The 23678-nt window shown below is 65.8% G+C and carries 24 protein-coding genes and 1 pseudogene; 10 read left to right on the forward strand and 15 right to left on the reverse strand.

The features are described 5' to 3' along the window. The 4 genes from BFD71_RS30550 to BFD71_RS30565 all read right to left on the reverse strand — a co-directional run. Positions 1-1526: electron transfer flavoprotein-ubiquinone oxidoreductase (locus tag BFD71_RS30550; protein WP_069268045.1), on the reverse strand; the 1526-nt coding region annotated here is incomplete at its 3' end. Positions 1527-1573: 47 nt separating this feature from the next. Then, positions 1574-3364 carry an acyl-CoA dehydrogenase gene (locus BFD71_RS30555; RefSeq protein WP_069268046.1) on the reverse strand — a complete coding sequence of 597 codons (1791 nt, stop codon included), beginning with the start codon at positions 3362-3364 and terminating at the stop codon, positions 1574-1576. 242 nt (positions 3365-3606) lie between these two features. Continuing rightward, positions 3607-4611, reverse strand: coding sequence for an AraC family transcriptional regulator (locus BFD71_RS30560; protein ID WP_069268047.1), 1005 nt, complete (start codon positions 4609-4611; stop codon positions 3607-3609). 79 nt (positions 4612-4690) lie between these two features. Continuing rightward, on the reverse strand, positions 4691-6685 hold the full coding sequence (locus BFD71_RS30565) for an acetoacetate--CoA ligase (protein ID WP_069268048.1): 1995 nt from the start codon (positions 6683-6685) through the stop codon (positions 4691-4693). Between the two features lie 720 nt (positions 6686-7405). On the opposite strand from BFD71_RS30565, the gene arcD reads away from it, so the two are divergent. The 4 genes from arcD to arcC all read left to right on the forward strand — a co-directional run bounded on the left by arcD (position 7406) and on the right by arcC (position 12152). Beyond that, positions 7406-8773 (forward strand): arginine-ornithine antiporter, encoded by a 1368-nt coding sequence (gene arcD, locus BFD71_RS30570; RefSeq protein WP_069268125.1) that lies wholly within the window; start codon positions 7406-7408, stop codon positions 8771-8773. Between the two features lie 13 nt (positions 8774-8786). Next, positions 8787-10046 carry an arginine deiminase gene (gene arcA, locus BFD71_RS30575; RefSeq protein WP_370684327.1) on the forward strand — a complete coding sequence of 420 codons (1260 nt, stop codon included), beginning with the start codon at positions 8787-8789 and terminating at the stop codon, positions 10044-10046. 59 nt (positions 10047-10105) lie between these two features. Next, on the forward strand, positions 10106-11116 hold the full coding sequence (locus tag BFD71_RS30580; protein ID WP_069268049.1) for an ornithine carbamoyltransferase: 1011 nt from the start codon (positions 10106-10108) through the stop codon (positions 11114-11116). A 106-nt stretch (positions 11117-11222) separates the two neighbouring features. Continuing rightward, positions 11223-12152: a carbamate kinase gene (arcC, locus tag BFD71_RS30585; RefSeq protein WP_069268050.1), complete on the forward strand. Its 930-nt coding sequence runs from the start codon at positions 11223-11225 to the stop codon at positions 12150-12152. A gap of 113 nt (positions 12153-12265) precedes the next feature. On the opposite strand, the gene BFD71_RS30590 is transcribed toward arcC, so the two are convergent. From BFD71_RS30590 to BFD71_RS30610, 5 genes are all read right to left on the reverse strand, one after another. Further along, positions 12266-12520 (reverse strand): hypothetical protein, encoded by a 255-nt coding sequence (locus BFD71_RS30590; protein WP_069268051.1) that lies wholly within the window; start codon positions 12518-12520, stop codon positions 12266-12268. Between the two features lie 89 nt (positions 12521-12609). Then, a complete protein-coding gene (gene ppk2, locus BFD71_RS30595; protein ID WP_069268052.1) occupies positions 12610-13431 on the reverse strand; it encodes a polyphosphate kinase 2 in 822 nt (273 codons plus the stop codon). 137 nt (positions 13432-13568) lie between these two features. Further along, positions 13569-14012, reverse strand: coding sequence for a PRC-barrel domain-containing protein (locus BFD71_RS30600; protein ID WP_256094983.1), 444 nt, complete (start codon positions 14010-14012; stop codon positions 13569-13571). A gap of 70 nt (positions 14013-14082) precedes the next feature. Beyond that, positions 14083-14655 (reverse strand): cupin, encoded by a 573-nt coding sequence (locus tag BFD71_RS30605; RefSeq protein WP_069268054.1) that lies wholly within the window; start codon positions 14653-14655, stop codon positions 14083-14085. A gap of 4 nt (positions 14656-14659) precedes the next feature. Continuing rightward, positions 14660-14992 (reverse strand): hypothetical protein, encoded by a 333-nt coding sequence (locus BFD71_RS30610; RefSeq protein ID WP_069268055.1) that lies wholly within the window; start codon positions 14990-14992, stop codon positions 14660-14662. Positions 14993-15499: 507 nt separating this feature from the next. Here BFD71_RS30610 and BFD71_RS30615 point away from each other — a divergent pair. Further along, positions 15500-15637 (forward strand): annotated as a pseudogene (locus BFD71_RS30615) (thioesterase); the annotation flags it as partial. A 12-nt stretch (positions 15638-15649) separates the two neighbouring features. Here the strand turns inward: BFD71_RS30615 and BFD71_RS30620 are convergent. The 3 genes from BFD71_RS30620 to BFD71_RS30630 all read right to left on the reverse strand — a co-directional run bounded on the left by BFD71_RS30620 (position 15650) and on the right by BFD71_RS30630 (position 18083). Continuing rightward, positions 15650-15967, reverse strand: coding sequence for a YnfA family protein (locus BFD71_RS30620; RefSeq protein ID WP_069268057.1), 318 nt, complete (start codon positions 15965-15967; stop codon positions 15650-15652). Between the two features lie 97 nt (positions 15968-16064). Further along, positions 16065-16868 (reverse strand): phosphonoacetaldehyde hydrolase, encoded by an 804-nt coding sequence (gene phnX / locus BFD71_RS30625; protein ID WP_069268058.1) that lies wholly within the window; start codon positions 16866-16868, stop codon positions 16065-16067. 54 nt (positions 16869-16922) lie between these two features. Beyond that, positions 16923-18083 (reverse strand): 2-aminoethylphosphonate--pyruvate transaminase, encoded by a 1161-nt coding sequence (locus tag BFD71_RS30630; protein ID WP_083245558.1) that lies wholly within the window; start codon positions 18081-18083, stop codon positions 16923-16925. Between the two features lie 137 nt (positions 18084-18220). On the opposite strand from BFD71_RS30630, the gene BFD71_RS30635 reads away from it, so the two are divergent. After that, a complete protein-coding gene (locus BFD71_RS30635) occupies positions 18221-19078 on the forward strand; it encodes a LysR substrate-binding domain-containing protein (protein ID WP_069268060.1) in 858 nt (285 codons plus the stop codon). Between the two features lie 15 nt (positions 19079-19093). Here the strand turns inward: BFD71_RS30635 and BFD71_RS30640 are convergent, their stop codons facing one another. Further along, positions 19094-19315 (reverse strand): hypothetical protein, encoded by a 222-nt coding sequence (locus tag BFD71_RS30640; protein ID WP_069268061.1) that lies wholly within the window; start codon positions 19313-19315, stop codon positions 19094-19096. A 268-nt stretch (positions 19316-19583) separates the two neighbouring features. Between BFD71_RS30640 and BFD71_RS30645 the strand changes: the two genes are divergently transcribed. Further along, the gene (locus BFD71_RS30645; protein ID WP_069268062.1) at positions 19584-20255 is read left to right on the forward strand and encodes a phosphoribosyltransferase; all 672 of its coding nucleotides are present in this window, start codon (positions 19584-19586) and stop codon (positions 20253-20255) included. A 34-nt stretch (positions 20256-20289) separates the two neighbouring features. Here the strand turns inward: BFD71_RS30645 and BFD71_RS30650 are convergent, their stop codons facing one another. After that, positions 20290-20586, reverse strand: a complete 297-nt coding sequence (locus BFD71_RS30650) for a YciI-like protein (protein ID WP_069268063.1) — start codon at positions 20584-20586, stop codon at positions 20290-20292. A 204-nt stretch (positions 20587-20790) separates the two neighbouring features. Here BFD71_RS30650 and BFD71_RS30655 point away from each other — a divergent pair, with 204 nt between their 5' ends. From BFD71_RS30655 to BFD71_RS30665, 3 genes are all read left to right on the forward strand, one after another. Next, entirely contained in the window at positions 20791-21111 is a 321-nt protein-coding gene (locus BFD71_RS30655) for a PsiF family protein (RefSeq protein WP_069268064.1), read from the forward strand. A 311-nt stretch (positions 21112-21422) separates the two neighbouring features. Further along, positions 21423-21866: a hypothetical protein gene (locus BFD71_RS30660; RefSeq protein ID WP_069268065.1), complete on the forward strand. Its 444-nt coding sequence runs from the start codon at positions 21423-21425 to the stop codon at positions 21864-21866. Between the two features lie 127 nt (positions 21867-21993). Further along, positions 21994-22581, forward strand: a complete 588-nt coding sequence (locus BFD71_RS30665) for a BPSL1445 family SYLF domain-containing lipoprotein (RefSeq protein ID WP_069268066.1) — start codon at positions 21994-21996, stop codon at positions 22579-22581. A gap of 23 nt (positions 22582-22604) precedes the next feature. On the opposite strand, the gene BFD71_RS30670 is transcribed toward BFD71_RS30665, so the two are convergent. Next, positions 22605-23672 (reverse strand): glycosyltransferase family 4 protein, encoded by a 1068-nt coding sequence (locus BFD71_RS30670; RefSeq protein WP_069268067.1) that lies wholly within the window; start codon positions 23670-23672, stop codon positions 22605-22607. Between the last annotated feature and the right edge of the window lie 6 nt (positions 23673-23678).

Below are 23678 nucleotides of genomic sequence, written 5' to 3' on the forward strand. Positions count from 1 at the left end.
AACTCGTACACCGCGGCCGGGCAGAAGCGCGCTTCGGGGCCCGCGTAGGTGCGCAGGTTCACGTTCACGGGCACGCTCGCGTCCTTGAGCGTGAGGTGCGCGGGCTGGTTCTCTTCGTGATTCGTGTTCGAGATGAACACCGAAGACAGACGATCGAACGTGAGCTTGCCATCGGGCTTCGGATACTCGATCGGCTTGCACTGCGAAGCGGGCTTGAGCATCTCGTGGTCGCGATGCTGGTGATGCAGCGTCCACGGCACGTTGCCGCCCAGCAGCTTCTGCTCGATGCCCACCATCAACGTGCCCAGGTACAGGCCCTTGCTCATCCACTGCTTGAAGTTGCGCGCCTTGTACAGTTCCGTGTGGAGCCACGACTGCTTGAACGCTTCCGGATAGGCCGCGAGTTCATCGCTCTGGCGGCCTGCCTGCACGGCTTCGAACGCCGCATCGGCGGCCAGCATGCCGGTCTTGATCGCCGCGTGGCTGCCCTTGATGCGCGAGGCGTTCAGGAAGCCCGCGTCGTCGCCCACGAGCGCGCCGCCCGGGAACACGAGCTTGGGCAGCGACATCAGGCCGCCCGCCGTGATCGCGCGCGCGCCATACGACACGCGCTTGCCGCCTTCGAGGTACTTGCGGATTTCCGGGTGCGTCTTGTAGCGCTGGAATTCCTCGAACGGCGAGAGATACGGGTTCTGGTACGCAAGACCGACGACAAAGCCCACCATCACCTGGTTGTTGTCGATGTGGTACAGGAACGAGCCGCCGTACGTGTCCGACTCGAGAGGCCAGCCGGCGGTGTGGATCACGAGGCCGGGCTGGTGCTTCGAGGGATCGATCTCCCACAGTTCCTTGATGCCGATGCCGTAGACCTGCGGATCCGAGTCCTTGCCCAGCTTGAACTTCTCGTTCAGCTGACGGCCCAGGTGCCCGCGGCAGCCTTCGCAGAACAGCGTGTACTTCGCGTGCAGCTCCATGCCGAGCTGGAAGTTTTCGGTGGGCTCGCCGTCCTTGCCGACACCCATGTTGCCGGTGGCGACGCCCTTGACCGAGCCGTCGTCGTTGTAGAGCACTTCGGCAGCGGGGAAGCCCGGGAAGATTTCCACGCCCAGGGCTTCGGCCTGCTGGCCCAGCCAGCGCGTGACGTTCGCGAGGCTGATGACGTAGTTGCCGTGGTTCTTGAAGTTGTCGGGCAGCGCCCAGTTCGGCACAGCCTTAGCCCCCGTTTCGGAAAGAAAAAGGAACTTGTCCTCGGTCACGGGCACGTTCAGCGGTGCGCCTTGCTCCTTCCAGTCTGGCATCAGCTCGTTCAGGGCACGCGGATCCATGACCGCGCCCGAGAGGATATGCGCCCCGATTTCCGAGCCTTTCTCCAGCACGCAGACGCCGATTTCAGTGCCTTTCTCCGCGGCCAGCTGCTTCAGGCGGATCGCAGCAGACAGCCCGGCAGGACCGCCACCGACGATCACCACGTCGTATTCCATCGACTCGCGTGGGCCGTACTGTGCGATCAAATCAATCGACGACATATCCTCCTCCTTCCTTCCTTGCTAACTGAGCGCTCTAAACCGCCCGATCAAAACTGCACTTCGCTCAGCGCGAGCACGCCCGCGTCGCCCTTCGCGGCCAGGATCGACGTCTCGAGGCCGCCTGCCTGCGCGAGAATGTGCTCGGCGTAGAACTGCGCGATCGCGATCTTCGCGCCGTAAAACCCGGCGTCGTTCGCGAGTTCGCGTTGCGCGACGAGCAGCGCACGCGCCATTTGCCAACCGCACAGCACGATGCCCGCGAGCTTGAGATACGGCACGCTGCCCGCGAACACCGCGTTCGGGTCGCGCTTGACGTTCGCAACCACGTAGTCGACGACATTCGCCAGTGCGCGCGCGCCCTTCTCGAGCTGCTCGCGCATCGATGCCGCGGCCGCGCCGCCGGCCCGGCCGAGTTCCTCAGCAGTCCGATCGATCTCGCCGAGCAGCGCCTTCGCAACCGCGCCGCCGTCGCGCACCGTCTTGCGGCCGACCAGGTCGTTCGCCTGGATCGCCGTCGTGCCTTCGTAGATGGCGAGAATGCGCGCATCGCGGTAGTACTGGGCCGCGCCCGTTTCCTCGATGAAGCCCATGCCGCCATGCACCTGGACGCCGAGGCTCGTCACCTCGTTGACCATCTCGGTGCTCCAGCCCTTCACGATCGGCACGAGGAATTCGTAGATCGCGAGATTGCGCGCGCGCACTTCAGGATCGGCGTGGTAGTGAGCATGATCGCTATAGGCGGCGGCGACATAGGCGAGCGCGCGTGCGCCCTCGGTCATCGCGCGCATCGAACCGAGCATGCGGCGCACGTCCGGATGATGGATGATGGTCGCCGACTGTTTGAGCGAGCCATCCACGGGGCGACTCTGCACACGCTCCTTCGCGTACGCCACGGCCTTCTGGTAGGCGCTCTCCGCCACGCCCACGCCCTGCATGCCCACGCCGAAGCGCGCGGCGTTCATCATGATGAACATGTATTCGAGGCCGCGATTCTCCTCGCCCACGAGGTAACCGATCGCACCGCCGTGGTCGCCGTATTGCAGCACGGCCGTCGGGCTCGCCTTGATGCCGAGCTTGTGTTCGATCGATACGCAATGCACGTCGTTGCGCGCGCCGGGCGAGCCGTCGTCGTTGACGAGGAACTTCGGCACGACGAAGAGCGAGATGCCTTTCACGCCTTCTGGCGCGTTGGGCGTGCGAGCCAGCACGAGGTGAACGATGTTCTCCGCCATGTCGTGCTCGCCCCACGTGATGAAGATCTTGGTGCCGAAGACCTTGTACGTGCCGTCACCCTGCGGTTCGGCGCGCGAACGCACCAGCGCGAGGTCGGAGCCGGCCTGCGGCTCGGTGAGGTTCATCGTGCCGGTCCACTCGCCGGAGATGAGCTTCGGCACGTAGCGCGCCTTCAGTTCGTCACTGCCCGCGGTGAGCAGCGCCTCGATGGCGCCGTCGGTGAGCAGCGGGCACAGCGCGAACGAAAGGTTCGCCGCGTTGAGCATTTCGATGCAAGGCGTCGCGATCAGCTTGGGCAGCGCCTGGCCGCCGAATTCGGTCGGATGCTGCAGACCCTGCCAGCCGCCCTCGACATACTGGCGGAACGCCCCTGCGAAGCCAGGCGTCGCCGTGACCTCGCCGTCGCGCCAGCTGCTGGGCACGCGATCGCCTTCCACGTTCAGCGGCGCGATGACTTCGCCGGAGAGCTTCGCGCACTCGTCGAGCACGGCCTGCGCAGTGTCGAAACCAGCGTCTTCGAAACCCGGCAGGGTTGCGACTGCGTCGATGCCGGCCAGCTCTTTCAGCACGAACAGCATGTCCTTGACGGGGGCGTTGTAGCTCATGATCGGTCCTTCCAGTCACTCAGGGGTCAAAATGGATGCGCCGCCGGGCCAGGATCACCAGGGACACCTGGGTGGCCACCTTGCGGCAGTACAGGACGGATCGTAGCGTCAATCGGTCGCCAAACCAATGTCCAAACCGGACCACATGGTGACAATTCTGGCCACGTTATCGGCTGCTGTGCCCCGCCAACATGGCTGGGCGACCCGACTTTGCGCCGGGCGACGCTCAGGCGCCCAGCCGCTCAGCCTCGGCGGCGGTAGGTGCCGGGCGTGCTGCCCGTCCAGTGCCGAAAGGCGCGATGAAAGGCGCTGGGGTCGTCGAAACCCAGATCGCCGCCGATGGCCGCGATCGTGTCCTGGGTGTCGGTGAGGCGCTGGATCGCCACGTCGCGGCGCAGTTCGTCCTTGAGCGCCTGGAACGTGGTTTCCTCTGCGGCGAGGCGCCGGCAGAGTGTACGCACCGAGCAGTGCAGGCTGTCGGCCGCCGCTTCGATGGTAGGCAGATCGGGCAGTTGCGCGGCCAGGTACTGGCGCACGTTGTGGCTCACCAGCTGCTCGCTGAAGGTCTCGAAGATCCAGTCGCCGGGCGAGCGCGCGAGAAACGCGCGCAGGTTGCGCTTGCTCTGCCGGATCGGCATGTCGAGATAGGCCGCGCTGAAGCGCATCAGCGTGGCCTCGCGGCCAAAGCGCACGGGCCCCGGGAAGAAGTAGCGGTGATCGAGTGCGTGCGGCGGCTGCGCGCAGGCGAAATCGACTTGCAGCAGCGGGATCCGCTGTCCGATCAGCCAGGACGACACGCCGTGCGCAAGCTTGAGCGTCAGCTCCTGCCCGAGCGGCCCGATCGCGCCGTACGCCGGATTGGCGCGTAATGCCACCTGGGCCACGAGCCCCTGGCGGCGCGATTCGAGCCGGAAGTCGTCGAGCACGATGTGGAAAAACTGGTCGAAGCGATGCAGCGCCGTTTCGAGGTTGCGCGCATCGAGCAGGCTCAGGCAGAGAAACTTGAGCGTGCCGCTGCGCAGCGGCCGGCTGAAGATGCCGGGCATCTCGTCGTCGAGTTCGATGGCGAGCGTCTGGTAGAGCGTGGAGAACTGCTCTTCCGTCACGCGGCCGCCCGGCTTGGCGAGCAGTTCGAGCGCGATGCCCGCCTCGTTGAGATAGCGGCGGATCACGCTGGGCTCGGCGCCCGCGCCGGCGAGAAAGCCGTTGACGAGCGAGATGGGAACGGTGGCGCTAGGCGATGGCATGCATTGACGATGAAAGGCCGCGGAAACGGACAGACATCGGCGTCGGCCCGCGCGCCATTTTAAATCGGCGCGGCCGAAATTACGCGGCCGGGCCCCTCGCCCGCGCGAATGCATCGAACCACGCGAGACTTTCCGGGTTGGCCATGGTGTCCGGATTGGCCACCTTCTCGAGCGGCTGGCCGAGCAGAAGCCGCTTGATCGGCACCTCCATCTTCTTGCCTGACAGCGTGCGCGGAACGGCCTGAACCTGATGGATCTCATCGGGCACATGGCGCGCCGAGAGTGCCTCGCGCACGCGTGCGCGAATGCGCTGCGCGAGCGCGTCGCCCAGATCGACACCCGGGCGCAATACCACGAAGAGCGGCATCGACGAGCTGCGCCCCAGGTACTCGAGATCGACCACGAGGCTGTCGAGCACTTCGGGCACCGACTCCACCGCGCGATACAGCTCGCTCGTGCCCATGCGGATGCCGTGGCGGTTGATGGTGGCGTCCGAGCGACCGTAGATGACCGCGCCGCCGCGGGGCGTGATGCGCAGCCAGTCGCCGTGGCGCCAGATACCGGGAAACATGTCGAAGTAGCTTTCGCGGTAGCGCCGGTTCGCGTCGTCGCGCCAGAAGCAAAGCGGCATCGAAGGCATGGGCGCAGTGCACACGAGTTCGCCGACTTCGTCGATGCGCGCGTGCCCGGCTTCATCGAACGCCTCGACGCGCGCGCCCAGGCACCGGCACTGCATTTCGCCGAGATAGACCGGCAAGGTCGGCACGCCGGCGAGGAAGCAACCCGCGAAATCGGTGCCGCCGGAAATCGCGTCGATCCAGACGGGCCCTACCTGCTCGAGTATCCACGTGTACGCTTCGGGCGGCAGCGGCGAGCCGGTCGAACCGACCGCGCGCAGGCGCGACAGATCGGCCGCGGCACGCGGCTCGACACCGGCCTTCAGGCACCCCTGGAAATATGCCGCCCCCGCGCCGAAGAACGTCACGCCCGTCTCGCCCACGAAGCGCCACAGCGCCTGCGCGTCGGGATACGTGGGGTTGCCGTCGTAGAGGCAGAGCGTCGCGCCCGCGAGCAGGCCGCCCACCTGGCAGTTCCACATGATCCAGTTCGTGCTGGCGTACCAGTGGAACCGGTCGCCCGGGCTCAGGTCGAGATGCAGCGCGGTGAGCTTTACGTGCTCCACCACGATGCCGCCGTGCGAATGCACGATGGCCTTGGGCATGCCCGTCGTGCCCGACGAATAGACGATCCATAGCGGATGATCGAACGATACGTGTTCGATTTCGAGCGGGACGTTTCCAGCGATCGCATCGCGCCATGCCGTGGCCTGCGGGTACGCCTTCACGTCGGCGTCCGGGTCGAGCTGCGGGACGAATACGAGACGCGCCACGCTCGGCAGCTCGCGCAGCAGATGGTGAATCAGCTCGCGCCGGTCGTGTGGCTTGCCGCCGTAGCGGTAGCCGTCTACGGCGAAGAGCACCTTCGGCTCGATCTGCCGGAAGCGGTCGAGCACCGCGAGCGGCCCCATGTCGGGCGAGCACACCGACCAGATCGCGCCCACGCTCGCGGTGGCGAGAAATGCCACGACCGTCTCGGGCGTGTTCGGCATGAAGGCCGCCACACGGTCGCCGCGCGTCACGCCCATGCGCCGCAGCGTGGCCGCGCAGGCCGCGACCTGACGGCGCAGCTCCGACCAGCTCAATTCGCGCGTGCGGCCCGCCATGAGGCCGCTCTCGCTGCGCGAAAGGATCGCCGGCCGCGCGTCGCTCGCGAGCTGAAAGGCACGCTCGACGTAGTTCAACTCGACACCGGGAAACCAGCGTGCACCGGGCATCGCCGCATCGGCGAGCGCCACGCCGCGCGGCTCGCGCGAGGGAATCTGCGCCCAGTCCCACAGCGCGCACCAGAAAGCGTCGATGTCCTCGACTGACCAACGCCAGAGCGAGTCGTAGTCGTCGAACGCGAGACCGCGCGCCTCGCCGAGCCACTTCATGAACCGCGTTATGCGGGCGGACTCGACCTGCTGCGGTGCCGGCGTCCAGGCCGGAGCGGATGCGGGAACGGTTTCGTTCATCTCGTTGCGTGGGCTCGTGTGGCTTCGTTTGACCTAATGGTGCCGGAGCCGGTGCGCGTCGAACAATTCAGGGAAACCAGTGGAAGGTTTCCTATCGCGTTTGCTGGCAATGATGTCCGATAACGTCGCGCCTAATGACACATCAACTTGTAATTATTTCCAATAATTCGAATAAAAGAGGTGATTGAACACTTACGCGCGATCAATATTTTGCCTCCCGATTTAATCTAAGATTAATCGAAATTCACATGCGAGTTGTCCTGCACATATAGATCGAACCGCGAATTTACCCTGCGCCGCGCAATGCCTGTCTGCCGGCAAAGTCCGGCAAACGGCCCCATTCCGTACGCAATTGGCATAAGGCCCGTCATAAAACTGCAATCCACTGACGCCTTTAATTTGCCTAATTCCCGTCGAACCGCCTCTTCCTATCGGACCAAGGTCTTATTGTCATTTTGCGCGCCCCCTATCAGATTGAGCGCGTAGCGGCACGGGTTCCGCTCTCGCGGCATGCGATCCGCGCTGCAGATTCAGGCACCAGCATGTTGATGGGCTCGCGCGCAGCGCGAGATCTGCAACCCAGCCGGCTCGTACAGGAGATCGCGCATGTCCGAATCGACGTCTTCGTCTCACCCCGCGGCCAAGCCCGACAGCGCCGCCACGCCAGCCTCTGCCAACAAGTTGCGCCTTGGCGCGCTCACCGCCCTCGTCGTGGGCTCGATGGTGGGCGGCGGTATCTTTTCCCTGCCGCAAAACATGGCGGCCAGCGCCGACGCCGGCGCGGTGCTGATCGGCTGGGCGATCACCGCGGTCGGCATGCTCATGCTCGCGTTCGTGTTCCAGTCGCTGGCCATCCGCAAACCCGAACTCGACGGCGGGGTCTACGCCTTCGCGAAAGCCGGCTTCGGCGACTACATGGGCTTCGGCTCGGCCTGGGGCTACTGGATCAGCGCGTGGCTCGGCAACGTCGGCTACTTCGTTCTCCTGTTCAGCACGCTCGGCTACTTCTTCCCGGTGTTCGGCGAGGGCAACACGCCGATCTCCATCGTCTGCGCCTCGGTGCTGCTCTGGGCGCTGCACTTTCTCGTGCTGCGGGGCATCAAGGAGGCCGCGATCGTCAACCAGATCACCACGGTCGCGAAGCTGGTGCCGCTGTGCCTCTTCATCATCATCTGCGTGTTTGCGTTCCGCTCCAGCACCTTCACGGCCGACTTCTGGGGACAAATGAATCCCAAGCTCGGCAGCGTGACGAACCAGGTCCGCGGCATGATGCTCGTGACCGTGTGGGTGTTCATCGGCATTGAAGGCGCGAGCATCTTCTCTGCGCGGGCGGAAAAGCGCAGCGATGTCGGCAAGGCCACGGTCATCGGTTTCGTCGGCGTGCTGCTCCTGCTCGTGCTCGTGAACGTGCTGTCGCTCGGCGTACTCACGCAGCCGAAACTCGCGGCACTGCAGAATCCTTCGATGGCCGGCGTGCTCGAAAACGTGGTCGGCCACTGGGGCGCGATTCTGATCAGCGTGGGCCTCGTCGTGTCGCTTGCGGGCGCACTGCTCTCGTGGGTGCTGCTGTGCGCAGAAATCATCTTTTCGGCCGCGCGCGACCACACGATGCCTAACTTCCTGCGCAAGGAAAACGCGAAGCACGTGCCGGCCAACGCGTTGTGGCTCACGAACGGCATGGTGCAGATCTTCCTCGTCATCACGCTGTTTTCGAAGGGCACGTATCTCTCGCTCATCTATCTCGCTACCTCGATGATCCTGCTGCCCTACTTCTGGTCGGCAGCCTACGCATTCCTGCTCGCGCTGCGCGGCGAAACGTATGAGGCCGACAGCGGCGAGCGCAACAAGGACCTCGTCATCGCGGGCGTCGCCGTAATCTACGCGGTCTGGCTCATTTACGCCGGCGGCCTCAAATACGTGCTGCTCTCCGCGTTGCTCTACGCGCCGGGCATCGTCCTGTTCGCACGCGCAAAACGCGAGGTCGGCCAGCCCGTATTCACCACCATCGAGAAGTTCGTTTTCGCCGCTGTGCTGATTGGCGCATTGCTGGCGGCTTTCGGCCTGTACAAGGGCTTTCTCACCCTTTGATTCGAGGAGTCTCATGATGAGTACGGACACTGTCGCCTTCGGCGTCAATTCGGAGGCAGGCAAGCTGCGCAAGGTCATGGTGTGCGCGCCGGGTCTCGCGCATCAACGCCTCACCCCCAGCAACTGCGACGAGCTGCTCTACGACGACGTGATCTGGGTCAGCCAGGCGAAGCGCGACCACTTCGACTTCGTCACGAAAATGCGGGAGCGCGGCGTAGACGTCCTCGAAATGCACAATCTGCTCACGGAAACGGTGCAACACCCCGAAGGGCTCAAATACATCCTCGATCGCAAGGTTCGCCCCGAGACCGTGGGCGTGTCGCTCGCCGGCGAGGTGCGCAGCTGGCTCGAAGGGCTCGAGCCGCGCAAGACCGCGGAATTCCTCATCGGCGGCGTGGTCGCCGAAGATATTCCGGATACCGAACAAAGCAAGATCCTCAAGGAATTTCGCCGCTATCTGGGCTATTCGAGCTTCGTTCTCGCGCCGCTGCCCAACAGCACCTTCACGCGCGACACGACCTGCTGGATCTACGGCGGCGTCTCGCTCAACCCGATGTACTGGCCGGCGCGCAGGCAGGAAACGCTGCTCACCACGGCCATCTACCGCTATCACCCCGAGTTCGCGGGCAAGGACTTCCAGGTGTGGTACGGCGACCCCGACGAGGACCATGGCGCGGCCACGCTCGAAGGCGGCGACGTGATGCCGATCGGCAATGGCGTCGTGCTGATCGGCATGGGCGAGCGCACGAGCCGCCAGGCGATCGGCCGTCTCGCGCAGAACATCTTCGCCAAGGGCGGCGCCGAGCGCATTGTCGTGGCGGGCCTGCCCAAGTCGCGCGCGGCCATGCACCTCGACACGGTGTTCAGCTTCTGCGACCGCGACCTCGTGACGATCTTCCCGGAGGTGGTCAACGAGATCGTGCCGTTCTCGATTCGCCCCGACGACAAGAGTCCCTCGAAGCTCGACCTGCGCCGCGAGGAGAAGCCCTTCGTGGACGTCGTGGCAGAAGCGCTGGGCTTGAAGAGTCTGCGCATCGTCGAGACCGGCGGCAACGCGTTCGCGGCCGAACGCGAGCAATGGGACGACGGCAACAACGTGGTGTGCGTCGAGCCCGGCGTCGTGATTGGCTACGACCGCAACACCTATACGAATACGCTGCTGCGCAAGGCCGGCGTGGAGGTCATCACGATCACGGCGAGCGAACTGGGCCGCGGGCGCGGCGGCGGCCACTGCATGACTTGCCCGATCGTGCGCGACGCCGTCGATCTCTGAGCGCCGCCCCTATTCGCATTCCCACTGCATTCCCACTGCATTCGCAACGGAGAAACGACATGGCTTTCAACCTGCGCAACCGCAGCCTGCTTAGTCTCATGCACCACAGCACCCGCGAGCTGCGTTATCTGCTCGACCTCTCGCGCGACCTCAAGCGCGCCAAATACACGGGGACCGAGCAGCAGCACCTCAAGGGCGTCAACATTGCGCTGATCTTCGAGAAGACCTCCACACGCACGCGCTGCGCGTTCGAAGTCGCGGCCTACGACCAGGGCGCGAACGTCACCTATATCGATCCGACCTCGTCGCAGATCGGCCACAAGGAAAGCATGAAGGACACGGCGCGCGTGCTGGGCCGCATGTACGATGCGATCGAGTATCGCGGCTTCAAACAGGATATCGTCGAGGAACTCGCGAAGTTCGCCGGCGTGCCGGTATTCAACGGTCTGACCGACGAATACCACCCCACGCAGATGCTCGCCGACGTGCTCACCATGCGCGAGCATTCGGACAAGCCGCTCACGCAGATCAGCTACGCGTATCTGGGCGACGCCCGCAACAACATGGGCAACTCGCTGCTGCTGATTGGCGCGAAACTCGGCATGGACGTGCGCATCGCGGCGCCGAAGTCGCTCTGGCCGCACGACGATCTCGTGGCGGACTGCAAGAAGTTCGCCGAGGAAAGCGGCGCGCGCATGCTGCTCACCGAAGACCCCAAGGAAGCCGTCAAGGGCGTGGATTTCGTGCACACCGACGTGTGGGTCTCGATGGGCGAGCCCATGGAAGCCTGGGGCGAACGGATCAAGGTGCTGCTGCCCTACCAGGTGAACATGGCGCTCATGAAGGCGAGCGGCAGCGCACAAACGCGCTTCATGCATTGCCTGCCTGCCTTCCACAACAGCGAGACCAAGGTCGGCAAGCAGATCGCTGACAAGTATCCCGAGTTGAAGAACGGCGTCGAGGTCACCGAGGAAGTATTCGAATCGCCGCTGAATCTGGCCTTCGAGCAGGCGGAAAACCGCATGCACACGATCAAGGCGATTCTCGTTTCGACGCTCGCCGACATTTGAGCCGTACCGCTCGACGGCGCGCGTGCGCCGCGCGGCCGGGTTGCAAACCCGGTAATGCGGTGCATGCGCCCCGCTTCACCGACACGCATCACCTTGGGAGTCAGACATGCGAATCGTGATTGCGCTTGGCGGCAACGCGCTGCTGCGTCGCGGCGAGCCGATGACGGCAGAGAACCAGCGCGAGAACGTGCGCCTCGCGGCCACCCAGATCGCGCAGATCGCGCAGGGCAACGAACTGGTGATCGCCCACGGCAACGGGCCGCAGGTCGGCCTGCTCGCGCTGCAGGGCGAGGCCTACAAGGACGTGCCCGGCTACCCGCTCGACGTGCTCGGCGCGCAGACCGAGGGCATGATCGGCTACATGATCGAGCAGGAACTCGGCAATCTCCTGCCGTACGAGGTGCCGTTCGCGACCATCCTCACCCAGGTCGAAGTGGACGCGAACGATCCTGCGTTCCAGCATCCGAGCAAGCCGATCGGCCCGGTCTATACGAAGGAGCAGGCGCAGAAGCTCGCCGCGGAGCGCGGCTGGGCCATCGCCCCGGACGGTGACAAGTTCCGCCGTGTCGTGGCGAGCCCGCGGCCGAAACACATCTTCGAGATCCGCCCCGTGAAATGGCTGCTGGAGCGCGGCACGATCGTGATTTGCGCGGGCGGCGGCGGCATTCCGACGCTCTACGGCGAAGGCCACAAGCTGGGCGGCGTGGAGGCGGTGATCGACAAGGATCTATGCTCCGCCCTGCTCGCGCAGGAGCTGGAGGCCGATATGCTCATCATCGCGACCGACGTGAACGCCACGTACGTCGACTGGAGCCAGCCGTCACAAAAGGCGATTGCGAGCGCGCATCCCGACGAACTGGAGAAGCTGGGCTTCGCGGCCGGGTCGATGGGTCCGAAGGTCATGGCGGCCGCGGAGTTCGCGCGCAACACCGGCAAGGATGCGGTGATCGGCGCGCTGGCCGATATCGTGGCGATCACCCAGGGCAAGGCGGGTACGCGCGTGAGCACGCAGCGGCCGGGTTTGATCTTCTATTGAGGCTGGCCTTTACGGTTCGCGGGCGGCCGCCTCGAAACGGTGCCTGAAAATGCAGGGCGCGCACCGCAGCTGGCGTAGCCGCGGTGCGCGCCCTGTTGTGTAGTTGCGTGCGCCTATTCCTCGCGTGCGGGCGGCATGACCTGTGCGCTGATGGTGTGCTCGCGCCAGAACAGGTTGTTAATGTGTCCCTGCAAGCGGCGCAACCCCTCCTCGCTCGCGGCGTGGAAGGTGAGCAGCGCGCCGGGACGGCCCGCTCCCTCGATGCGCTGAATCGCGTCGTACGGCGGGAAACCGTAGCGCTCCAGAAACTCGTTGATTTCGGCGTCGGTGACGTGTTCGTCGATATTACCCAACAGCAGCTCGGCCATGGTCTACCCCTCGTGAGCGTTCAATCGTGATGATAGTGTGGTTTTATCCGGCGCGACGACAAGCTGCGCCGGGTCGGACGCGATGCCGCTCAGTACTTCTCCTGCACGTAACGGTAACGATAGTCCGGGTCGCGGTAGCCTTGTGCCTTCTGGCGCTCGGGCAGCGTGACCTTCTCGCGCGGCAGCGCCTTGTACGGAATGGTGTTCAGGATATGGCTGATGACATTCAGACGCGCGCGCTTCTTGTCATCGGATCGGACAACGAACCATGGGGATTCCGGCGTATCCGTCATGTCGAACATCTCGTCGCGCGCGCGTGAATAGTCGTACCAGCGGCTATACGACAGCAGGTCCATGGGCGAAAGCTTCCAGATCTTGCGCGGGTCGTTGATGCGCCCTTCGAGGCGCCGCGTCTGCTCTTGCTGGCTCACTTCGAGCCAGAACTTGATGAGGATCGTGCCCGAGTCGATGATGGCGCGTTCGATGAGCGGCACGCCGCGCAGGAATTCCGTGGCCTGTTCCGGCGTGCAAAAGCCCATCACGCGCTCGACGCCCGCACGGTTGTACCAGCTCCGGTCGAACACCACGATTTCGCCCGCGGCGGGCAGCAGCGGCAGGTAGCGCTGGAAGTACATCTGCGACTTCTCGCGCTCCGTGGGCGCGGGCAGCGCGAATACGCGAAATACGCGCGGGCTGACCCGATCGGTGAGCGCCTTGATCGTGCCGCCCTTGCCTGCGCCGTCGCGGCCTTCGAACAGGATGCATACCCTGAGGCGCTTCTGGACCACCCACTCCTGCAAGCGAACGAGTTCGCCATGCAGGCGCTCGAGTTCCTTTTGATAGGCCTTTTCGCTGAGTTTTTCTGCCGGCGCGGCTGCGCTCGCGGCCTTGACTTCCTCTTTCTTCGCCATTGAATCGCTCCCCGCTTCAGACGCCTCACACGAGGCATCCATCCACTATGGTGGGTGAACGAGGGGCGCGCAATAGGACTTTGGACTCAGGCCCTGGCCGTCTTGACCTCCGGCAATCACGCTCACCTAAGAGCGCGTCATTCGTGCGCGTAGTTGAACTCGGGCATGGCCTTCAGCTGGTCCTTGTCGGCCTGCAGCACGATCTGCTTGCTGTCGATGCGCAGGTCGTTGAACGGCACGGCCACGAGATGCTTGCCCAGACCGAGGAAGCCGCCCACGGAGAGAATCGCGAAGGCGCCCTGGTTAGGCGACTCGAGCACGATGTCGTCGATCGCGCCGATCTTGCTGCCGCTATTGTCGTAGACGTCTGAGCCCACGAGCTTCGAGGCGCGAAATCCGGTGCCAGACTGCACCGTCGCCATGCGCTGCACGGCGATCGATTGCGGTGCGCCCTGCGCGAGCGCGGCAGACGGCACGCCCAGCGCACAGCCGAACGTGCACCCGAACGAGACGACGAGCGCACACGCGCGGCGACAAGCCAGGTCTCGCATATTCAGCGGGCGATTCGATTGTGTCGTCATGGTATCCCCCTATCCCTTGTGCGAATGCACGGCGAATACCGCCTGAAGGCAAGCGCTGTGCCTGGCGCGCTCACGCCTGCGCGAGCCAATGCTCGATCAACGGCCCCCGTTCGCCGTAAATGGGATCGCTTGCGGGATACGGCAGCGCCTGCATGGCGCGCAACTCCGCCGACGTCAGCGCGTCGCGGCGGATGTCCCACTGTTGCCCGCGCGGATAGCCGCCCGCTACGCGAAAGCCGCCGGCGAGCGACAGCAGGCAATGACCGGTGCCGGCCGGCAGCAGCAGCGCGTCGCCGGCATGCACGCGCAGCACGCGCCCGCCCGGGCCGCCGAGAATCAGCTCGGCGGTGCCGGCGAACACGCCCAGCACCTCGTGCGCCGTGGAATGGAAATGGTGATAGTCGAATACGCCGTCGAGCCATTGTACCGGCCAGCCGTTCGCCTCGAAGCGTTCGTTGAATGCCCGTGCAAGGTCATGGGCGCCTGGCGCCAGCGCGCGCCGATAGACGATGACGGGAAGCCGGGCGTTGTTCGGCACCCAGCCGTGCGCGGCGAGGACGAAAGTTTCGACGCCGCTTTCGCGTTGGGCCGGACGGCTTTCGCGCAGTTTGCGCGGAAAATGAAAGGCGCGATCTTCATGCATCGTCTTACTCCCTCGCAACGCTGCCGCCCGCGGCGGCCGACGCGCCCGCCGCGCCGTTTGCCGGCTTTTTCGCGTGATGCGGTTTGTGTTTCGAGGAATGTGTCGTTCGCGTCGCCTGTGCGCCCTTGCTGGCGGGCACGCCCTTCTCGACGCCCTGGGTCGGCGCCGGGTACACGCCGTTGGCCTTCGCCCCGCTCGACTCGGTGGCGGGCGCCGTGGTCGGCCGATCCGCGCCGGTGTTGTCCTGCGCGAGCGCCGCGCCCGCCGCTGCTCCTTCCAGGACGAGTGCCAGCGCGAGCGCGCCGGGCACGAAAACCTTCGTCGGTCGGGTGTGCATGGTGATCGGTCCTCCTTCAGTACGTTGCGAGCCCGGATGCGAGGACCCCGCACAGTCGAAGCGAGCTGACCGCGCCGGTCCCGGCTTGATAAGCAGCAACCCGCGTACCGGCCCCGGCAGGCCCCGGCGACCTGCGGGGCACGGCGTTTGCGCCGAGCCGGGCAAATCGATTCGCGCGAAGGCGAGGCCGAGGGGCTGCGACGCCCCCTCTGGCGCACGCTTCGTGTATCCCGGAGAGGTTTATGCGTTCGAATTTCCTGCCCGCCGCTCGTGTTGGCCGCGGCCCCGAGTCTCATCTGCCGACCGAGGAGCCCGACGATCCGCATCGTCCGCCACCTCCTCCAGTACCGGACAGCGAGCCGCCGCCCGTACCGGAAGGCGATCCTCCGCCTGAAGCGCCACCCGAGCGCCTGCGCTAGCGCGCTTGCGCCGCCATGGCGCGGCAGCGCTCAGCCGGTGGCTCGCAAGCGGCGCGACGGGGCGGCCTTCACCTCGGGCCATTCGTCCATCACGCGGCCGGCCGATGGCGCGCTCATCGCCATGGCGAGATCGGGCTTCGTGTTCTTCGACTACGAAGCGAAAAAGGTCGTGCCGATGCCGCAGGCCTTCCGCGACAAGTTTCCGCAAGTCAATACGCTCGGCTGAGCCTGGATTCGCTCAGCGCGGCTGGAACATGATGAGCGCCATGCCGGCTAGCGTGAAGCCGATGCCGGCCCAGTCCCAGGGGCTCGGCCTGATCGCCTGGACGGCCCAGAGCCAGAGAATCGCCACGCAGACATAGACGCCGCCGTAGGCCGCATAGGTGCGCCCGGCGGCCGTGGGATGGAGCGTGAGCAGCCACGCGAAGAGCGCGAGCGAGGCAGCGGCGGGCACGAGGAGCCACGCACTCGCGCCTTCGCGCAGCCAGCGATAAGGCAGATAGCAGCCGATGATCTCGGCGAGCGCGGTCACGACGAAAAGCGCAAACGTCTTCATGGGCGGCGGCTAGTGGCTGGGGCGCCCATGGTAACGCAGGCGGCGAGGCCGCCTGCGCGTTCTTCGCAACGTACCGCTCTGTTCCCTTCGGGTCGCCTCAGGGCCGCTCGCCGCGGGCCAGCCGCGCTTCGATCTCGTCCACCACGGGCAGCAGATCGGCGACGCTGTCGATCACGTAGTGCGCGCCCGCCGCACGCAGGCGTTCCGCGGCCGCGGCGCGGCGGCGCGCGAATTCTTCGGGCGCGAGCGCGCGAACTTCTTCCTCGGTCAGGCCGAACGCGTTGCCGCTCACCGCGACACCCACCGCCCACGTCCCGCCGTTGATGCCCTCCTCGATGCCGACTTCGGTGTCGTCCACCTTGATCGCGTCGCGCGCGAGCCACACGCCGAGCTGCGGCAGCGTGCGGTAGATCATGTATGGCGAAGGCCGGCCCTCGGGCGTGTCGCCCGTGCAAACGATGCTGTCCGGATCGAAACCCTGAGCCTTCGCGCCCGGCACGATCTGGTCGATGATTTCGCGCGTGTAGCCCGTGGTCGAGCCGATGCGTACGCCGTCGGCACGCAGCGCGGCGGTCACGGCCGCTACACCCGGAATCACGTCGCTGTACTGCGCGGCCACGGCGACGTTCTTCGGCACGAAGACGTCGTACACGGCGTCGATATCGGCTTCGCCAGGCGCGTGGCCGTAGTGCGCTTCCCACGCCGCCGCGACGCGCGGCAGCGCCATCAGCGCCGCGATGTGCGGACGCTTGGCCATGCCCATCGGCCCGCGCGCCTCGTCGATCGTGATCGGCACGCCGAACTGCTCGAAGGTCTCGACGAATGCGCCCATCGGCGCGCGCGAACCGTAGTCGACCACGGTGCCCGCCCAGTCGAAAATTACTGCCTTGACGTGTTTCATTTCATGCGTCCTGCTAAGAAATCGATGATGTGGAGTCTTGACGATCTGTGCGTATTACGCGGCGAGCGCTTCGCGTGCGCCGAGGTCGACCGGCGCGGGCGCAGCGCTTGCCACGCCGAGCGTGCGCAGCGCTTCGCCGCACGCGGCCACGACGCGGCGCATGACGGTCTCGTCGAGTGCGCCGATGCAGCCGACGCGAAAGCTCTCCACGCTCGTCAGCTTGCCCGGATAGATGATGAAACCCTGCGCCTTCATCAGTTCGTAGAAGCGCGCGAAGTCGAATGCGGGATCGGCCGGCGAAAAGAACGTGACGATGATGGGCGAGCGCCAGGCTTCGGTCAGCAGCGGCTCGAAACCGAGCTCGCGCATGCCCTCGACGAGCACGTCGCGATTGCGCGCATAGCGTGCAAGGCGCCCCGGCTGACCACCTTCGAGCGCGTGCAGACGCAGCGCCTCGATGAACGCGGCCACCGCGTGCGTGGGCGGCGTGAAGCGCCACTGGCCGGTGCGGTTCATGACGTCCCACTGGTCGTAGATATCGAGCGCGAGCGAGTGGCTCACGCCCTTTGCGTTGTTCAGGACTTCCTTCTTTGCGATCACGAAGCCGAAGCCCGGCACGCCCTCGATGCACTTGTTGGCCGAGGAGACGAACGCGTCGCAAGGCAGCGTGCGCACGTCGAGCGGCACCGCGCCGAACGCGCTCATCGAGTCGACCAGGAGGCGCCGCCCCTGGCGGGCCGTCACGGCCGCGATCTCCTCGATCGGGTTCAGAATGCCCGAGCTGGTCTCGCAGTGGACGACGACGACATGCGTGATGTCCGGGTTCGCGATCAGCAGCTGTTCGACGTCTTTGGCGCGCGGCGGCAGGTAGTCGCCGGTGTCGTGCACGGTGTGCTCGCGACCCAGGTAGCGCAGCGTCGTGGCGATGCGCTTGCCATACGCGCCGTTGGCGAGCACGAGCGCGTGGCCATTGCGCGGCACGAAACTGCCGAGCATCGCCTCGACGCAATAACTGCCGCTGCCCTGCAACGGCACGCAGTCGTATTCACCCTGCTCGTCGCCCGCGATCTGCAGCAGCGCGGCGCGCAATTGCGCGGTCATGGCTCGGAAGTCGGCGTCCCACGAGCCCCAGTCGCGCTGCATCGCGGCCTTGGTCGAGGCTGCGGTCGTAAGCGGTCCGGGGGTCAGGAGATACGGCTCGGCGGGGGTGGTCATGCGGGCTCCAGTGGGCGTCGGGACAGTCGATCCCGACACGTTAGCGCAGCGCCGTCCATCGGTAAAATCGATATAATCGATGTCGATATAAGTTGAACTTATCCCCAGTTTTTCTCCTGTCGCCGGAGTGCTTCGACATGCAATACGCGCAATTGCGGGCTTTTCACGCGGTCGCCGAACACGGTGGGTTCTCACGCGCCGCGCAGGCGCTCTCGCTCACGCAGCCGGCCGTATCGGACCATGTGCGGCGGCTCGAACAGGATTTCGGGGTCAAACTCTTCGAACGCGGCCCTCGCGGTGTGGAACTCACCGAACTCGGGCGACGACTCTTCGCGGTGACGCGTCAGATGGTGGGGTGTGAGCGCGACGCGCGGCGGCTTCTCGAAGCGGCAGGCGCGCTCGAATCGGGCGAACTCGCCCTCGCCGCCGACGCGCCCGACCTCGCCATCAAGCTGATCGGCGCGTTCAGGCGGCGCTATCCGGGGGTGGTGATCAAGCTCTCGATCGCGAACGCGACGGAATGCATGCGCCGCGTCCTCGCGAGCGAAGCCGACGCCGCGATCACGGCCGCGCGTCAGGTTCACAGCCGGCTGCAGGCCCGCGTGCTGCGCGAGGAACCGCTGGTCGCGGTCGTGCCCGCCGAAAGCCCCGCCGCGAAAAAGCGCCGCATGACGTACGAGGAACTCGTGCGCGAGCCCATGGTGTTTCGCGAAACGCATTCGGTCACGCAGCAGTTGCTCGAAGCCGAACTCGTGCGCAAAGGACTGCAGGTCCAGCCCGTGCTCTACGTGGATGGCCGCGAGGCCTTGCAAACGGCCATTGCGCAGGGCGTGGGCGTGGGCGTGATCGCGCATGCGGAATTTGGCGAGTCGCGGCGCATTCGCATGCTGCCGCTCGTGGACTGCCAGGTTCGCATGGTCGAATCGCTTACGCGCCTCGCCGACACGACCTCGTCGAATCTGCTCGACGCGCTCTTTGCCATTCCGCTCGATTGAGCGGCGGGAGGGCCGTCAGGACACCACGATAGCGGTGCCGACGGCATGGAGCAGATCGCGCAGCGTTTCGGCCTGCTCCATGCGCGCGCCGTGGCGCAGGTGAATCCGCAGCGCCCGGCCCGCGATGCCGTCGACCGGGCGCGCGAGCCACAGCTCGACGGCGAGCCCGAGGCCGTCGGGGGCATCGGGCACGACCGGTTCGACGACGCGCGGCTTGAAGGAGGCGGATTCGGACATGGCGAGACCTCGTCGGTGGCGGGATCGACTTCATCGTAGCGAGGCGGCACGCCCGCGCCAAACGAGAAATCCGCGTATGCAAATGAGCGCCGCCCCGCAATGGATCGCGCGGGCAGTGGCATGCCCGACCGCTCGCATTGCGCGCCGCTTCGTGGAAGCCGGCGGGGTGCCTTTTTTACCAGCAGCGTGTGGCCGCGAGTGGCAAACTGGACGCATCGTTGCGCGGCCCTTGGCCCCTCTGCCTGCAACGAGATGGGAGGACCTCTTCATGGAACGCCCCTTTACCGATCGCCGCGAGGCGGGCCGTTCGCTCGCCGGCCCGCTCTCGGCCTACGCGGGCAGACGCGACGTCATCGTGCTCGCGCTCCCGCGCGGCGGCGTGCCCGTAGCCTATGAAGTCGCGAAGGCGCTGCAGGTGCCGCTCGATGTCTTGCCCGTGTGCAAGCTCGGCCTGCCCTGGCAGCCGGAACTCGCCATGGGCGCGCTGTCGTCGAACGGCGCGCAGTACGTGGACAGTGCGCTCGTACGCAGCGCCGGCGTGAGCGAGGCCCAGTTGCAGAGCGCCATGGCGCTCGCACGCATCGAGCTTGGCCGGCGCGAGGCGCGCTATCGCGGCGAGCGTGCTCCGCTTGCGGTGGCGGGCCGTGTGGCGGTCATCGTCGACGACGGCATGGCCACGGGCGCGTCGCTCAAGGCAGCGGCGCTCGCGCTCGCCACGCTTGGCCCCGCGCGCATCGTCGCAGCGCTGCCGGTCGCGCCCTCGGGCTCGCGGGACCGGCTCGGCAAGACGGTGGACGAATTCGTCTGTGCGCGCATGCCCGAGGCGTTCTACAGCGTCGGCCAGTTCTATCTCGACTTCGATCAGGTCAGCGACGACACCGTGCGCGAGCTGTTGGCTCAAGCTGCGGCGAACGACGCGCGCGGCGACGCGCAGAGCTAAGCCGCGCCGGTTGCGCCGCCGCTGCACTTGCGCCTTATTTCACCGGATTCGACGCCGCTTCGCCCACCACCGTTTGCCAGGGCCGCACGCGCCAATGCTTCACGAGCCCCGAAAGCACGTACGGGTCGGCGCGCGCGAACGCTTCGGCCGCGGCCGGACTGTCGCCCTGGAAAAGCAGCAGCGCGTTGTCGACGGGATCGGCAACCGCACCCGCCAGGAGCAACTCGCCGCGTTCGACAGCCGCCCATGCCAGCTTCAGATGCGCGCTGCGGTGTTCGGGGCGGCGTTCGAGGTAGTCGTCTGCGAGTTCGTACATCAAGAGGTAATGCATGCGCGTTCTCCGTGTCGTTGCGGCCACGCCGGACTGGGTCGACGGCCGATAGCGAACATTGTGCAGCAGCGCGCGCGTCAACCGAACACATCGCTACGTCGTTTTAATGGCAGCTTTGCCATAATGGCGGCGCGCGCGAGGCGCACCGGCCTTTATGGCTGGCCGCACGTCAACTGAGAACGTCCAAAGTCAAGGGAGTGAACGATGAAGATCCAATCCGTCATTGCTGCAATCGTGCTGGGCGGCGTGCTGGCCGCGCCGGCGTTCGCACAGACCGCCGCACCCGCTTCCGCGCCGGCGGCGAACAGCCAGCAGAACAAGATGAAGGCATGCAACGCCCAGGCCGGCGACAAGAAAGGCGACGACCGCAAGGCATTCATGAAGCAGTGCCTTTCGACTGCCGGCGCTCCGGCTCCGACGATGACCCAGCAAGAGCGCATGAAGGCGTGCAACGCCCAGGCCGGCGACAAGAAGGGCGACGACCGCAAGGCATTCATGAAGACCTGCCTCTCGACGAAGAGCTGAACGAAGCGGGTTCGGGAACGCTCCCGCACCCGCTTGCACTCGCAGGATCCGCGCGCCGCAGCCTTTGCTGCGGCGCGTTTTTTTATGCGCTGTTTTTGTGCGTTGCAGCGCCCGTGTCCTCGGTTGTGCGAATCATCGTCGACGGATGCGAAATCGCGCAGGTTTGCGCGGATTTGCGTCATCACCCGCATTCGGACGTGCCGTTTTTCTCCTATGATGGCTGCAGCGGCGGCCCCTCCCCGCGAAATCACACATTAGCCATCGGGCTGCCGCGTTGACGTTGATGCCAATGGCATCGAACGGAGGCGCAGATGGCATGGAGACACAAGAACCGCTGGTTTCGCCGCTGGCTCATGGTGATCACCTTCTGGCTCGTGCCGGTGATGATCGTCGCGGTGCGCGAGGTTCAGGACGAGATGGCGTATAACCGCGCGGATCTGCAGCGCGCGCTGACCTCCTGGACCTTCACCGACGCCGAGCGCGACGCCGGCGCCCCGCTGCGCTGCCACGGCACGCCCGAAACCGCGCGTGCAGCCGGCTGCCCCGCCGCGGTGCTCGCGGCGAACGCACAGCGGCAGCAGGAAGCGCGCGACGAATACGCCGTGCGGCGCACGACGCTCGCAGGCTACCTGTGGCACGCGTTCGTCGGCTACTGGGTCGTGCCCGCTGCGGTGCTGCTCGCGATCGGCGTGCTCATCGGCGGGGTGAAGCGCGCCTTGCGTCGGCCCACGGCCAAGCCCGTGCCGGAGCGCTAGCGCGTTTCGTGCATGCCCCAGCGCACAGCGGTGTGCTGCGCAGCCTCAAAGAGCGGGTCGGGACGTTCGGGTATAACGACGGGACGCCGTGACATCGCGGCGCCCGGCAACTAGAACGGAGAACAAGATGAACGCATCTCGCATGCTTTTGAAGGCTTCTGTCGCAATCGCCGTCGGCGTCGCGACACTCTCGGGCTGCACCACCACCGGCAGCCAGGCCCCCAGCCCCGCGACCAATGCGTCGCGCGCAGACTCGATCAACTCCGACGTCGACGCCACCCTGTCGCGCCTCTATCAGACGGTGCCGGGCTCGCGCGAACTGGTCGGCAAGGCTCGCGGCATTCTGGTGTTCCCGCGCGTGATCCAGGCGGGCATCGGCGTCGGCGGCGAACACGGCGACGGCGCGCTGCGCGTGGGGGGCAGCACGGTTGGCTTTTACAGCACGTCGTCGGCGTCGGTTGGCGCAACGCTCGGCGTGCAGTCGAAGTCCGTCATCTATCTCTTCATGACGGAAGACGCGCTGGCGAAATTCCGCAATTCGAGCGGCTGGTCGGCAGGCGGCGACGCGTCGGTCGCGCTCGTGAAGGTCGGCGCGAACGGCTCGATCGACACCACCACGGCCACCCAGCCCGTGCAGGTCTTCGTGCTCACCAACAGCGGGCTGATCGGCGACCTCTCGCTCGGCGGCACGAAGATCACGAAACTCGAGCTCTAGGCGCCCCGCGAACGTCCGTGCGCTCAGCTCGCGGACGTATCGATCACCTTGAAGCGCGAACGCTTGTTCGCGCGAATCACCGCCTCGTACGCCTGCACGTACTCCTGCGCCATGCGGTGCGAGGTGAAACGCTCTTCGAAGCGGCGCCGCACGCCGGCGCGCGGAACGCGCGCGATGCGGTTCACCGCCGCCACGGCGCCGATCTCGTCCTCGACGATAAAGCCCGTCACGCCCTCTTCCACCACCTCCGGTACGGCGCCGCGATTGAACGCGATCACGGGCGTGCCGCACGCCATCGCCTCGATCATCACGAGGCCAAACGGCTCCGGCCAGTCGATCGGGAACAGCAGCGCATGGGCGCCGGAGAGGAATTCGGCCTTCTGGCTGTCGTTGATCTCGCCCACGTACTCGACGTGCGGCAGCGCTAGCAACGGCTTGATGTCGCGCTCGAAATACTCGCGGTCGGCTTCGTCGACCTTCGCGGCGATCCGGATGAGCAGCCCGCAGCGCCCGGCAATGCGTATCGCCGTGTCGACGCGTTTTTCCGGCGAAATACGGCCGAGAAACGCAAGATAGCGCTGCTCCACAGGCTGCGGCGTGTAGAGCGTCTCGGGCAGGCCGTGGTAAACCGTGCGCAGCCAGCGCGCTTGCGGCATCGGCTGGCGCTGTGCATTGGAGATCGAGATGACGGGCGCGGTGTTGAACGTATCGAAGACCGGCTGCTGCTCGGGCAGGTCGAGACGGCCGTGCAGCGTCGTCACGAACGGCGTTTCCTGGCGCTTGAACACCGAAAACGAGTAGTAGTCCATATGGAAATGCAACACGTCGAACTGGTCGGCCTGGCGGCGCACCATTTCCATGAGGAGCATGTGCGGTGCGATACGGTCGCGGATGCCGGGGTCGAGCCGCAGCGCTCGTGGCCACACGGGCTCGAGCTTCGCGCTCGTGAGCGAATCGCCGCTCGCGAACAGCGTGACGTCGTGCCCGAGTTCGACCAGCGCTTCAGTGATATACGACACGGCGCGCTCGGTGCCGCCATAGAGCTTCGGCGGGACCGATTCGGTCAGCGGGGCGATCTGCGCAATTCTCATCGTGTG

Origin of the sequence: Paraburkholderia nodosa (genome assembly GCF_001718195.1) — a bacterium.
Lineage (GTDB): Bacteria > Pseudomonadota > Gammaproteobacteria > Burkholderiales > Burkholderiaceae > Paraburkholderia > Paraburkholderia nodosa_A.